This window comes from Methanofastidiosum sp., from assembly GCA_035362715.1.
GTDB lineage: Archaea > Methanobacteriota_B > Thermococci > Methanofastidiosales > Methanofastidiosaceae > Methanofastidiosum.
In genome coordinates this window covers 152,363-165,465 of the sequence record DAOSDU010000001.1, presented here as the reverse complement: position 1 = coordinate 165,465, position 13,103 = coordinate 152,363, and the positions used below count along the sequence as shown (strand labels likewise).

Below are 13,103 nucleotides of genomic sequence, written 5' to 3'. Positions count from 1 at the left end.
TTTATAATTATGGCATGACAATAGTTTTATCGGTACTTAATGAAGGAGAAGTATTTATCGTAAAAGAAATTGACCCAAAAGTGATTAGTTACCTAGAGAGAAACATTGAAGGGCTCATGATAAAAACTGATAACTTGCAAGGTGTAGCTGGAATGAAGTATATCACGTTCCCAAAAGGCTACAAGATAAAAGCTGAGGATAAATTAATCAAAATTAGTTTTCCAGAAGGCAAGATAAAAAAAGGGCCAATTAATATTCTCTATTAGTATCTAAATAGGTCCTTCTCTTTTTCTCTTAATAGTTCTTTTGAAGAACCTTCGCCTTTTAGGTATCTTGCGCCCCTAATAACTACAACTGGGATTCCTTCGTCTGCTTGCCCCATGAGAAGTGATGCTGCCGAAGCCGCTTCGTCTGCAGTTGCTATTATCGAAGATTTTAACTCATACCCATATAGGTCCTTTTCCCCAGCCCTTTTCCACAAAGGCTTCATGCCTGAAACGCCTATTGCAACTCCAATAGCACCGCTTCTAAAGGGTCTTCCTTGGGTATCTGATATAATTATGGCCACATCTTTCCCAGTTATCTTTTTCAATGAAATCCTAATTTTATCTGCTTCTTGATCCGGATCTTTTGGCAGAAGCCCGACAAACGATTCATCCCCGCAGACATTTGAAACATCTATGCCAGCGCTTGCGCATATATTTCCATCTTTAGTCTCAACTACAATAACTGTGTCGCCAGTTTTCAGCACTTCCTTTGATTCATCAAGAATAAGTTGCACTAGCCTTGGATCTTTTCCAGTTTTTTTAGAGAGTTCCATAGCTTTATTGCCCGGCTTTATTTTTTTGATATCTATGATTCTCCCTTGCGCTTTTGAAACGACAGTTTCACAGATGACAATAATATCATTATCTTTTAGTTTAATTCTTTGAGAAATAATCTTCGCAAGGTCATCTTTTTCTTTAATAAGCGGTATGTCTAAAACTGGTATTATTCTTATTTCCTCTGTCAGCTATTTCACTCTCTTAAACATTTAATCTTTAGCTTGCTTTTCAGACCTATTAATTATCCTTTGTTTTTAAGATATTTGGCCGCTTTTGTATGCCTAAGTAACTCGATGAAATAATATCAATATATTTTAAGAAAAGTATAAAATAAAAAGTCTATGCAATTGTTGCTAGAACATCACCAGTTTGTACGATATCGCCTTCTTTTACAAAGACCTTCTGTAGGACACCGGATGCGGGAGACACAATTTCATTTTCCATCTTCATTGCAGATATGATGAAAACGACTGAATCCTTTTTCACAGGCTTTCCTATCTCTCCAACTATTTTTAGGATAGCTCCTGGTAAAGGAGCCTTCAAAGAGACGCCCCCATTAGGCTGTGGTTGCTGTTTTACTGGTTGAGTTTTTGTGATTTCTTTAGGCGCTGCTTTTTCTATTTCTTTGTGCTCAACTTTTGGTTTTGCCACATGATTTTTTCTTTTTTCAAAGAAGGCCAGTGCGATCTCAGGAAAAAGTGCATAAGAAAGTACATCTTCTTCCTTCTCGATTTTGTCCTTTACCTCGTCTTTGAATTTCTGGTAAGAAGGATTCTTTAAATCGGGAGATTTTTCATAAGAAACCTTTTCGTTCCCAATTATGAGCTTTTGGATATCTTTGTCAATAGGTGCAGCGGGTCTGCCGTAAAGTCCCTTAACATAGTTCTTAACTTCGTTTGGGATAAGTTTGTATCTCTGGCCAGAAAGGACATTCAATGTAGCTTGGGCACCAACTATTTGACTAAGAGGGGTAACTAACGGCGGGTATCCTAATTCTTTCCTCACTTTTGGAACTTCAAGAAGTATTTCGTCAAGCCTGTTCTCTGCATTCTGATCTCTTAGCTGTGATACGAGATTTGACATCATGCCCCCAGGTATCTGGAAATGAAGAATCTGAGTGTTTACTGTGATCGATGCTTCACTAAGAAGTCCTTTGTATTTATCCATTAATTTTTTGAAGTAATTGGCAATCTTGTAGACTCTTTCAATGTCTAGGTCAGATTTGTATTCTGTGTTTTCAAGCATTGCGCACATTGTTTCTACGCCAGGCTGGCTTGTTCCAAATGAAAAAGGGCCTATTGCGGTATCAATTATATCGACACCAGCTTCAATTGCCTTGAAGTAGCTTGTTGGCGCCATCCCGCTTGTGCAGTGTGAATGTAAACATACAGGCAGATCAAAGTTCTCTTTAAGTGATTTGACAAGATTAAAGGCATCCATCGGATTAATCAAGCCCGCCATATCTTTAATACAAATAGAATCAATTTCTAAGGCAACCATCTCTTCGGCCACCTTGATGTAATAATCAATTGTGTGAACAGGGCTAATTGTATAGCTTAGTGCAGCTTGGGCATGTCCGCCAACTTTCTTAATAGCCTCAATTGGAACTTCCATGTTCCTAACGTCATTTAAGGCATCAAAGATCCTAAAGATATCAATACCCCTTGTAAACGAGGCCTCAACAAATTTATGGACAATATCGTCAGGGTAATGTTTGTAACCAACTAAGTTCTGCCCCCTTAAGAGCATTTGAAAGGGTGTTTTAGGTGCAATTTCCTTTAGCTTTGTGATTCTTTCCCATGGATCCTCATTTAGATACCTTATAGCAGAATCAAAAGTGGCCCCGCCCCACATTTCAAATGAATGGAATCCTACTTTATCCATTTCTCCAACTATCTCTAGCATATCCTCAATTTCAAGCCTTGTGGCTATCAGTGACTGATGAGCGTCCCTCAATGTTGTGTCTGTTATTTTGACCTTTGACATAATAATCCCCACCCTAGAATATAAGTAAAATCATAAATTTACTTCAAATTAGGAGCCTATGAATAAAATTAAAATCCCGTCGTATTAATAAAAGTAGTTTTCATACTTATGGGCTCCATAATATCTATATTAATCTGATTCCAAATGATTTAAAAATATTACTGTTAATTTATCAACTTAATTATCCATTTTTGTTCTATAATGGTCATATTCAAGCTAAATTCTACTTTTCTAAATTATAAATTACCACTGGCCCAAATTATTTTTCTAGTGGGCGTAATATCCCCATTAAAGTCAAATAAAAATATCATACTGGCTTTATCTGGCCTAGATTAATCAAGTATCTATAAATAAATATAAATATTAGAGGATAATAAGATTATTTAGCTATTAGATATACAAATGAAAAATAAATATTGTTTCTAATGGAATTAATAGATTAAGGAGTGATATAATGAGAAGAAGAATAGGATATCTGGAAGGTACGGATTCAAAGATATTAAGCTCTTTCATTGCGAAAGGATACAATACAATGACATTGGGAAACGGTTTAGATGGCCATGGAAAGTTTCTTGCACATATCGATTCTACTGATAAGCTGTGTGCAGTTGTTGGATATCTCCACAAGTTCCTGCCATTGACAGACCAAAAGATAACACCAAATGATTTGCTTTATGGATGCAGACTTCAGAACATCCCAGTTTTCATAATGGTGCCCAAAGAGGTAATGGCAGAAGGGAAAAAAGTCTTGGAAGACGTATCAGATTTTGTCAATTTTGTAGAGCCAGAATCCGCTCTTGAGGCAATTTTGGTCTTTTTAGAGAATAAATAGGAGTAATTTTTTAAGTCTTATATTTTATTTTCTTTTATGTTCTCTACCTTTGACCTGAAAGAGATTTCAAAAGAACTTGCTGACCTTGAGCGGATGCGAGTTGATAAAATATATCAGCTCGGAAACGAGATAAGGATCAAATTTTTTGGTCGGGGCAGAGAAGATTTAGTTATTAAGCCACCACTTGCAGTTTTTGTCACATCTTATCCCAAGCCGGCACCAAAAAATCCAACATGGTTTGCAATGCTTTTGAGAAAGCACCTGAAAGCGATGTGGCTATTTAAAATAGAGCAGTATGATTTTGATAGGATTCTAATGTTTTCCTTTGGATTTTATGAGGAAAACAATCCAGTTGTAAAATTTGTTTTAATCGTCGAGATGTTTAGGGACGGTAATATATTACTAGCAGATCAAGATAACATGATTGTCGGGATATTGTCAAGAGAATATATGAAGGATAGGACTCTTGCCCCAAAATCGATTTACGTATTTCCAGAAAAGAAAAAGGGATTTGATCTAAGCATTGATGAAATAATCGAACTCTCTAAAGAATATGAGATAGTAAAGGGGCTTGCAACACAGCTTAACATCGGCGGTCTCTACGCCGAAGAAACCTGCCTATTGGCCGGGGTGGATAAATCAAAAATTGGCATCTCAAATGAAGAAGCTGTTAGAATAAAAGAAGCCCTGCTCCAATTAGAGCAATTAAAAAAAGACCCGATGATTATAAAGAAAAATGATCAGGTAGTCGATATACTTCCTTATGATTTAACATCGTACAACGGCCCCGAATATGAAAAGGTCAGATACGAATCTTTCTCAAAGGCGCTGGATGAAGTTTACGGAAAGGGCGAATCTGAAGAGATTATGAGGGAAGAGTTATCCACTCACCAGAAAAAGATCCAGAAATTTGAAAGAATGCTGAAATCTCAAAGAGACCTTTATAACTCATACATAGAAGAAAGAGAGCTTTACAAAATACTGGGGGATTTGACATACGAAAAGTACCCCATAATTGAAGAATCGATAAAGGTCATAGAACAAGCCAAAAAGAATTATTCTCTTGAGGAGATTAAGAAAAAGCTTTCTGAAAATAAATTAATTTCTGATGTTGACTTTAAGACTGGTATAATCACATTCAACTTCGATACACCGCTTCCTATAGAGCTTAAAAAAGATGTCAACGAAAATGCAAATCTATTTTATGAAAAATCGAAAAAGATGAAGAGAAAGATCGATGGTGCTAAAATAGCCATGGATAATACCGAGGCCAAACTATTAACGCTAAAAGAAGAAGAGGAAGAATTTGAAGTTGAAGTGCCTAAGGCAATTGAAAAGAAAGCAAGGGAATGGTATGAGAGATTCAGGTGGTTTACGTCAAGTGAGGGAAACATCGTTCTTGGGGGGAGGGATTCTTCTTCTAACGAAGTCATTGTAAAAAAGTACATGGAAGACAGCGATATTTATTTCCATGCAGATGCGTACGGCGCGCCTCACGTTATCGTAAAGGAAGGCGTCAAGGCAACTGATATCACTTTAAAAGAGGCAGCAATATTTGCAGTATCTTTTTCTTCTCTCTGGAAGGATGGATATGGTGGCGGGGATGCATACTGGGTCAAACCAGAACAGGTCACAAAGGAAGCCCCTTCAGGAGAATATCTGAAAAAAGGTGCTTTTGCAATAAAAGGTAAAAGGAACTACATTAAATCCGTATCAATAAAATTGACGATAGGCATCACTTCTGAAGGTAAGATTATGTGTGGGCCTGATGTTCCGATAGAAAAGCATACAGTTAAAAACGTTAAAATAATGCCTGGCAAACATAAGAAGGAGTCTTTTGCCAAGAGAATAGCAAAGATTTTAGAAACTGATGACATTGATGGAATTGTCCAGGCTCTTCCGCCAGGCGGATGTGATGTAAGAGGGAAGTAAGATGGATCCATATCTGTATATTTTTTTAATATCAATTGTCCCCTGGCTTGAGCTTAGAGGCAGCATACCTATCGGGATAATAATGGATCTAGATATCACAAAAGTTTTCTTGGTAAGCTTACTCGGCGGGATATTAGTTATACCTGTTCTCTTTATCGCCTTTGACCACATATTTCCAATTGTAAGGAGAATAAAGATTATTGATCGTCTGTATATGATATGGGAAACAAGAGTCCATAGGAAGTATGAGAAGTATGCCGATTGGGAGATGCTTGGATTAATGATATTCGTAGCTATTCCACTCCCCGGAACAGGAGTTTATTCTGGGACATTCTTAGCTTATCTATTAGGCCTCAACAGAAAATGGTCATTTCTTGCTATTTCTCTAGGTGCAGCTATTGCCGGAATACTAGTAAGTTTAATATCTCTTGGACTTAAATCTAACATGGTTTATCTCGGAGGATTCTTTTGAAGATTGCCGTAATGTCTGATATTCATGGTAACAGCGAAGCATTATCCGAAGTCCTAATCGATATAGAAAAACAATCAGTTGATAAGATAATATGCACGGGAGACTTAGTTGGCTATGGCCCCTACCCAAACGAAGTTGTCAATACATTCATCGACCAAAAGATCCCATCAACTCTTGGAAATCATGATCTTGCAACTTTTGATATGGAATTATTGAATGACCTTACTGGAATTGCACATGAGAGCATCATGCTAACATTGGATATTTTAGGAAAAGATGAAAAAAAATATTTGCAAAAATTACCTAAGGCAATTGATTGTAGAAATTTCCACTTTGTGCACGCATCTCCTCCGGATAATGTGCGTGGTTATATTACTAAGAAAAGCGACAATGAAATAAAATATCTTTTCGGCCAATTTGATTCTAAACTTTGTTTCATAGGCCATACGCACCTCCTTGCAAAGTATCATCTCGAAAATAATGAGTTGAAGCATGAATCAATGGAGCAGGGAAAACTAAAATTGGATCCGGAAAAGAAATATATAATTAATGTTGGAAGTGTTGGGCAACCAAGGGATGGGGTACCCAAGGCGAAGTATGTAATTTTTGATGAGGATGATTACTTGCTAGAGATCAGATTTATCGATTATGACGTAAAAAAGGTCCAGAATAAAATATTAGAACTTGGATTCCCAAGAAAGAACGCAGAATTTCTCGGCCCTATATAATCAAAAGATCTTTTGTAAAAGTTGTAAGTATTTTTGGCTTTCCCTTTTTCACAACTAGCGTATCCTCTATCCTGACTCCTCCAAAGTCAGGGATGTATACACCGGGCTCAACGGTTAGAACCATATTTTCCTCAAGTGTATACTCACTTATTGGACTTAGACCAATAGTGTCATGAGTTTCAAGACCTATTCCATGGCCTAAAGAGTGGATAAATCTCCCTTTAAATTCTGTGCCATCGATGAATTTTGACACGGCATTATGTACATCTTTTGCAATTGCTCCTGGCTTCAATTCATCAATTCCTAAAAGCTGTGCCTCAAGCACAGTTTGATAGATTTTTTTCTGCTCGCTACTTGCCTTTCTGTAGAAAAAGGTCCTTGTCATATCGGAGCAGTACCTATTATATCTCCCTGCAAAGTCCAATAGAACAAAATCCCCCTTCTTCAAAGGTGAATTTGAGCTTTCATAATGCGGTAAAGAGGAATTGGCGCCGAAGGCTGCAATTGTGTCATATGAAAGTGCTTCAGCCCCATTTTTCTTGAGTTGAAACTCTATCTCAAATGAGAGCTCCTTCTCTGTAAGCCCATCCCTCAACATATCTGGAACTTCACTGAATGTTTTGGATGTTATCTCAGAAGCTTTTTTGATATTATCAATTTCAGATTTATCTTTTATAGCCCTTGTAAAATTGATCTCCTTTGTTAGGTCTATGAGGTTTCCCTTATAGGTCTCCTTTAGCTTTTCAACTTCAAAATAAGTTATCGAGGAAAAAGAGAGGCCGAGATTCTGTCCTTTTATATGCTCTTCAAGAAGCTTAATCCGCTCATCTCTTGAGTTATAAACATAGATTTCAAAATCCCCTTTGGATTTTTCCGCTGCTTCCAGCTCCATTGTCGAGGTAAAAAGTTTTGAGGTGCCGTCAGGGTATAAAATTAGAAATGAACCGTCAAAAAGGCCCCCCGAAGCGTTACTGAAATAAAAGAAGTTAATGTCAGGAAAAGTTGACCTTGAAATAAGCACGCAATCGACATTTTTCTTTTCTTTAGCGATATATTCAAAAAGCCGCTCGATTCTATTCTTCATCGCAATCACTAACAGTAAATTATATAACAGAATTATTAGATGTCTATAAAAGAGTGATGTCCTGGTGAGATTATGGACGATAGAGCGCTAAAAAAAGATTTCAAGAAAAAAGCAAGTCAAAATTATCAAAAGTATTATGCAGTTGATACATTAAAATCACTTGGTTTTACTAGAAAACAGTGTAAAAAATGCGGCACTTATTTCTGGTCTGTAAAGGATAGAGATATTTGCGGGGACCCTGAATGTGAGGGTGGATATTCGTTTATAGAGAATTCACCTGCAAAGAAAAAACTTGACTTTATACAGGTTTGGAAGGAAATGTCTTCCCTCTTTGAGAAGAAGGGGTATTCTATAATCAAGAGGTACCCAGTTGTAGCTAGATGGAGAGACGACACAGACTTTGTCCAAGCTTCAATTTATGATTTTCAGCCGCACGTCGTGAAAGGGGTACAGGAGCCGCCAGCAAATCCTTTATTGGTGCCACAGTTTTGTGTAAGGTTCAATGACATTGACAACGTCGGTGTCACATTGAGACACTACACAGGCTTTGTCATGATAGGCCAGCATGCCTTTTTCCCGCCAAAAGAATTTTCTCAAGACAGGTTTCTCTCTGACATTTATGACTGGTTAAAGACCGGTCTTGGCATACCTTCCGAGGAGCTTATATTCCACGAAGATGCTTGGGCAGGCGGAGGGAACTTTGGGCCGTGCATGGAATTTTTCTCTAGGGGTTTAGAGCTAGGGAATCAAGTTTACATTGAATACGAAGTAACACCTTCTGGCGGAAAGGAGCTTGATCTGAAGGTACTGGATATGGGGGCAGGACAGGAAAGGTTTTCCTGGTTTTCCCTTGCAAATCCAATCGGTTACGAGACGGTCTTCCCGACAGTTTGTGACCATCTTTACAGAAGGACAGGCATAACTCCCGATAAGTCATTTTTGAAGGGATTCATACCCTACTCTGGAATGTTGAACATGGATGAGGTCGAGGACATTGAGAAGGTCTGGGATAGCATCGCAAAGAAACTCTCTACAGACAAAGAGTATCTGAAGCAACAAGTCTTACCCCTTCAGGCGATATATTCTATAGGGGATCATTCTAGATCATTATTATTTGCACTTTCTGACGGTGCCCTGCCTTCTAATGTCGGTGGTGGGTATAATCTAAGGGTAATTTTGAGAAGGGCATTGTCTTTCATAGAGAGATTCTCGTGGGATATTGAACTTCAGAAAGTCATTGAGGAGCATGCAAAATATCTCAAGCCTCAGTACCCCGAACTCAAAGAGAATATTAGCGATATCTGTGAAATAATTTCCTATGAAATGGAGAAGTTTGAAAATACAAAAGATAAGTCAAGAAGGATAATTGAAAGGCTAAATGAAAAAGGAGAAGAGCTATCTGAAGATAAACTAATCGAATTATATGATTCTCACGGCATTACCCCAGAGGTAATGGGGGTAAAGCCGCCCAAGGACTTCTACAAGCGCGTAACTGAAAGGCACGAGAAGAAAGACTCATTGGCAAGTGAAAAAGAAATCCACTACGACATGCCAGACACAGAGAGACTCTATTATGACGGCATAACAGAATTCTCTGCCAAGGTGCTTGATATTAAAGATAACATCGCCATACTTGATAAGACTGCATTCTACCCCGAAAGCGGAGGTCAAGAGGGAGACAGAGGTCTGATAAACGACTGTCCTGTTTCATACACCGAAGTTTCTGGGAATGTAATCCTCCACATCATGGAGGGCAAGATTAGCTTCAAGAAAGGTGACACAGTAAAAGGTGTTGTCGATAATGAAAGAAGATTAAATCTGACAAGGCACCACACAGCAACTCACATCATAAATGGCGTTAGCAGACAGATCTTAGGGAATCACATATGGCAGGCAGGAGCAGAAAAGACTGAAGAAAAAGCAAGGCTTGACATAACTCACTACAAACTGATTGATAACGAAGATCTATTCAAGATTGAGAAAATTTCCAATGAACTAGTCCTAAAAAATCTCCCCATAGAAAAAGGATTTTTCCCAAGGGCCGAAGCAGAAAAAAAGTACGGATTTAGATTATACCAAGGTGGAGCGGTACCGGGAAAGAAAATCAGAGTCGTCAATGTCAAAGGGCTTGATGTCGAAGCGTGCGGGGGAACTCATGCAGATTCTACCGGCCAGATAGGACCTATCAAGATTTTAAAGCAGAGTAAGATCCAAGACGGAGTCGTTAGGCTTGAATTCTGCGCTGGACTCAAGGCACTTGATGCGATTCAGGAAGAATCTATGCTATTAAGGGATTTATCAGATGTCTTTAAAGTTGAAAAAGATAAACTCCTTGACACTGGAAAGAGATTTTTCAATGAGTGGAAAAACAGGGGAAAAGAGATTGAAAGACTCAAAGCTGAAATGTCTTGCCTTAAGAAGGAAGGGCTTGAATGCAATTATGTAGAATCTGACGGGATACTATTTATGGAAGAAAATGTGGATACATCACCTGATGAAATGAGAAAAATTGCAAAGGAGCTTTCAGGGGACAACAAGGTAATTGTATTGACCAATAACGAGGGCAACATAGTTGTATCATGCGGGAAGATAGCCATAGAAAGCGGACACAAAGCCTGCAATGTAATTAGGAAGTACGGTAAAGGCGGAGGAAGAGACGACTTTGCCCAAGGTGTAAAAGGATAGTTTTTTATTATACTATCCTCTATTTTATTTTATGAATAGAAAAGCAGTTTCCCCAGTCGTTGCTACAATGTTACTCGTTGCTGTAGCTGTCTCTTCTGTCAGCGCTTATTGGGTGTGGGTTAGGAGTTTTCAGACCCAAATTCAGGAAGAAGTTGAGCAGAGGGCCGGAGTTTCAACTAGCATAAAGTTGGATGTTTTGAGTATAAATGACGATGGAAATAAATATTATGTTACTTTAAAAAATTCATCTTCATCAGGAAGTATTAGTTTAAGCAATTCAGATTTTATTCTGGATGGCCAAAATACTTGGATTGAAATATCTCCACTCCCATCTTCCTTAAACATATCTGCCGGTTCTACGAGAACATTTGTTTTGACTCCGCCAATGAATAAAAAACCCGTTTCAGGTACCCAACACAGCTTTGTGTTCATAGGTCACACTCCGAGGGATCAAGTCGTTGCAACATTCTCCTACAGAGATTCATAGAAATAAATAAGATTTTTATATCTTAATTTAAAATTAATTTTGGTGTTTAAGATGACCAACCTTAAAATTACTGCTGGAGGATTTATTTTTAAAGCAAAGCTAGAAGAAGAAAACGCACCAAATACTTGTTCTGCATTCCTGAAGTTATTGCCTTTTAAGAACAAGATTATCCACGTGAGGTGGAGTGGTGAAGCTGTCTGGATACCTTTAGGTGACTTTAATCTAGGTCTTGGATATGAAAATCATACAAGCCACCCTTCAAAGGGGGAGATCCTTCTCTACCCTGGTGGGATAAGTGAAACTGAGATTTTAATCCCTTATGGAAGCACCTGTTTTTCAAGCAAGATGGGCCAGCTTGCCGGAAATCATTTTCTTACAATTATTGAAGGAAAAGAAAAATTACCCGAATTGGGGAAAAAAGTATTATGGGAAGGAGCCCAAGATATATTATTTGAAAAGATATAAAAAATTAGATATTTTTCTTGATTTCGTCTATCTTTACCCTGTGCTGATTCATTGAATCCCTTTCCCTGATTGTCACGGTGTTGTCTTCTAATGTCTGGAAGTCAATAGTTATTGCGAAGGGTGTTCCAATCTCATCCTGTCTCCTGTATCGTCTGCCTATCGAGCCTGAATCATCATAGAAAACATCGCAGCACTTCGATAGATTGTCATAGACGCTCTTTGCAACTTTCTCGAGGTCCCCTTTCTTTTGAAGCGGGAAGATTCCAGCTCTAAAAGGAGATACTTCTTTGGGAAGTGCTATTACTTTTCTGTCACCTTCATCTTTGTAGAATACATCAAGCAAAGTCCAGAAGTTTCTATCTACGCCAAATGAAAGCTCAAGCACATGAGGTACAAACTTCTTGCCGTCAATATTGACGTCAAGCCTTTCTCCGCTTGCGTTTTGGTGGCCGCCGAGGTCGTGATCAGTCCTGTAGTGGAGACCCCCCATCTCCTTAAAGCCGCCAAGAGATTCTGTGTATACTTCAACATCCCAGTGGATCTTGTTATAGAAAGCCCTTTCATCTGCAGAAAGCTCCCTGAATCTGAAGAGCTCTCTTGGGAATTTCATTTTATCAAGGTAGAACTCCTGAATCTTTGCCAGGTGATAAATGTAAAACTTCGGTATGCCATAGTTCTTATGGAGGTCTGATGCAGTTATATCATCAACTTCACCGCTAGCCCTGTTTTGAAGCGGGAACATCCTTAGATTTACGTCCTTTATTTTGTCAAAATCAGGATGGTCTTCGATTGTATCTGGATCAAAGAATATCTGAAGCTCAGCCTGATTAAATTCTCTTAACCTATAGAATCCCTGCCTTGGGGAGATTTCATTCCTGTAGGCCCTGCCTATAATTGCGAGGCCCATTGGGAGTTTACCCCTTAAAGTGTTAAAGCTTCTCTTGAAAGCCAAAAATGCTCCCTGTGCAGTTTCGGGTCTAAGGTATGCTACCTCTGATTCCCCAGTGGCGCCAACTGATAGCTCAAACATCATGTTGAACATCTTCACATCAAGAAGATGCCCACCGCACTTTGGGCATGGGATATTGCTGTCTTTTAGCAATCCTGTCATCTCTTCTGCAGACATGCCTTCTGCGCTCCTTTCTAGAAACTCTTCTACAAGGTGGTCTGCCCTAAACCTCGAGTGGCACTTCTCACATTCAGTCAGCGGATCATTAAAGTTTTCAAGGTGACCTGAGCCCACAAAAACATTCTTTGGCATTATATTAGTAGCATCAATTTCAAAGAAATTAGGATTTAGGCCAAGGTAATGCTTTCTCCAAGCATTTTCCCATTTCCTTCTCATAAGGGTACCTAGATGACCGTAATCATAAAAACCAGAAATACCGCCATAAATTTCAGAAGATGGATAAATAAACCCTCTCCTCAATGCAACGTCCATTATCTCATCAGATTTCATGTAACTACCTCTTCTTTAGCAAAGAACAGCGAAGACGACTTATAAATTTTTTGTAGTTATATCTTTCTGACTAATCAAATATCAATTAAAATGTAAAAAAAGCTAATCTAAACGTAGTTATCTTGTTTAGAAGCAATATATTTTAAAAA

General features: G+C 38.4%; 12 protein-coding genes. 8 read left to right on the top strand and 4 right to left on the bottom strand.

The features are described 5' to 3' along the window. The first annotated feature begins 14 nt into the window (after positions 1–14). A complete protein-coding gene (locus PLI06_00935) occupies positions 15–266 on the top strand; it encodes a hypothetical protein (GenBank protein ID HOI76163.1) in 252 nt (83 codons plus the stop codon). Here the strand turns inward: PLI06_00935 and PLI06_00930 are convergent. Beyond that, on the bottom strand, positions 263–1,012 hold the full coding sequence (locus PLI06_00930; GenBank protein HOI76162.1) for a coenzyme F420-0:L-glutamate ligase: 750 nt from the start codon (positions 1,010–1,012) through the stop codon (positions 263–265). The genes PLI06_00935 and PLI06_00930 overlap by 4 nt on opposite strands. A 151-nt stretch (positions 1,013–1,163) precedes the next feature. Beyond that, positions 1,164–2,810, bottom strand: coding sequence for a pyruvate/oxaloacetate carboxyltransferase (locus PLI06_00925; protein ID HOI76161.1), 1,647 nt, complete (start codon positions 2,808–2,810; stop codon positions 1,164–1,166). A gap of 454 nt (positions 2,811–3,264) precedes the next feature. Between PLI06_00925 and PLI06_00920 the strand changes: the two genes are divergently transcribed. The 4 genes from PLI06_00920 to PLI06_00905 are packed head-to-tail and all read left to right on the top strand — an operon-like array spanning position 3,265 to position 6,774. Beyond that, entirely contained in the window at positions 3,265–3,642 is a 378-nt protein-coding gene (locus PLI06_00920) for a hypothetical protein (GenBank protein HOI76160.1), read from the top strand. Between the two features lie 36 nt (positions 3,643–3,678). Then, a complete protein-coding gene (gene rqcH / locus PLI06_00915) occupies positions 3,679–5,574 on the top strand; it encodes a ribosome rescue protein RqcH (GenBank protein HOI76159.1) in 1,896 nt (631 codons plus the stop codon). A gap of 1 nt (position 5,575) precedes the next feature. Next, entirely contained in the window at positions 5,576–6,046 is a 471-nt protein-coding gene (locus PLI06_00910; GenBank protein HOI76158.1) for a small multi-drug export protein, read from the top strand. Beyond that, positions 6,043–6,774, top strand: a complete 732-nt coding sequence (locus PLI06_00905; GenBank protein HOI76157.1) for a metallophosphoesterase family protein — start codon at positions 6,043–6,045, stop codon at positions 6,772–6,774. The genes PLI06_00910 and PLI06_00905 overlap by 4 nt, the downstream gene beginning before the upstream one ends. On the opposite strand, the gene PLI06_00900 is transcribed toward PLI06_00905, so the two are convergent. Next, positions 6,767–7,858, bottom strand: a complete 1,092-nt coding sequence (locus tag PLI06_00900; protein ID HOI76156.1) for a Xaa-Pro peptidase family protein — start codon at positions 7,856–7,858, stop codon at positions 6,767–6,769. The genes PLI06_00905 and PLI06_00900 overlap by 8 nt on opposite strands. 72 nt (positions 7,859–7,930) lie before the next feature. On the opposite strand from PLI06_00900, the gene alaS reads away from it, so the two are divergent. Genes alaS through PLI06_00885 form a run of 3 tightly spaced genes read left to right on the top strand, consistent with a single transcriptional unit; the run spans position 7,931 to position 11,495 of the window. Beyond that, a complete protein-coding gene (alaS, locus tag PLI06_00895; protein ID HOI76155.1) occupies positions 7,931–10,543 on the top strand; it encodes an alanine--tRNA ligase in 2,613 nt (870 codons plus the stop codon). 31 nt (positions 10,544–10,574) lie between these two features. Then, entirely contained in the window at positions 10,575–11,030 is a 456-nt protein-coding gene (locus PLI06_00890; protein ID HOI76154.1) for a hypothetical protein, read from the top strand. A 51-nt stretch (positions 11,031–11,081) separates the two neighbouring features. Further along, positions 11,082–11,495 (top strand): DUF3830 family protein, encoded by a 414-nt coding sequence (locus tag PLI06_00885; protein HOI76153.1) that lies wholly within the window; start codon positions 11,082–11,084, stop codon positions 11,493–11,495. A 4-nt stretch (positions 11,496–11,499) separates the two neighbouring features. Here the strand turns inward: PLI06_00885 and PLI06_00880 are convergent, their stop codons facing one another. Beyond that, the gene (locus PLI06_00880; protein ID HOI76152.1) at positions 11,500–12,954 is read right to left on the bottom strand and encodes a glycine--tRNA ligase; all 1,455 of its coding nucleotides are present in this window, start codon (positions 12,952–12,954) and stop codon (positions 11,500–11,502) included. Between the last annotated feature and the right edge of the window lie 149 nt (positions 12,955–13,103).

Excerpts from the sequence above, each read along its gene's own strand:
- PLI06_00935 (HOI76163.1), top strand. The coding sequence starts at position 15 with ATGACAATAGTTTTATCGGTACTTAATGAAGGAGAAGTATTTATCGTA.
- PLI06_00925 (HOI76161.1), bottom strand. The coding sequence starts at position 2,810 with ATGTCAAAGGTCAAAATAACAGACACAACATTGAGGGACGCTCATCAG.
- PLI06_00920 (HOI76160.1), top strand. The coding sequence starts at position 3,265 with ATGAGAAGAAGAATAGGATATCTGGAAGGTACGGATTCAAAGATATTA.
- rqcH (HOI76159.1), top strand. The coding sequence starts at position 3,679 with ATGTTCTCTACCTTTGACCTGAAAGAGATTTCAAAAGAACTTGCTGAC.
- PLI06_00910 (HOI76158.1), top strand. The coding sequence starts at position 5,576 with ATGGATCCATATCTGTATATTTTTTTAATATCAATTGTCCCCTGGCTT.
- PLI06_00900 (HOI76156.1), bottom strand. The coding sequence starts at position 7,858 with ATGAAGAATAGAATCGAGCGGCTTTTTGAATATATCGCTAAAGAAAAG.
- alaS (HOI76155.1), top strand. The coding sequence starts at position 7,931 with ATGGACGATAGAGCGCTAAAAAAAGATTTCAAGAAAAAAGCAAGTCAA.
- PLI06_00890 (HOI76154.1), top strand. The coding sequence starts at position 10,575 with ATGAATAGAAAAGCAGTTTCCCCAGTCGTTGCTACAATGTTACTCGTT.
- PLI06_00885 (HOI76153.1), top strand. The coding sequence starts at position 11,082 with ATGACCAACCTTAAAATTACTGCTGGAGGATTTATTTTTAAAGCAAAG.
- PLI06_00880 (HOI76152.1), bottom strand. The coding sequence starts at position 12,954 with ATGAAATCTGATGAGATAATGGACGTTGCATTGAGGAGAGGGTTTATT.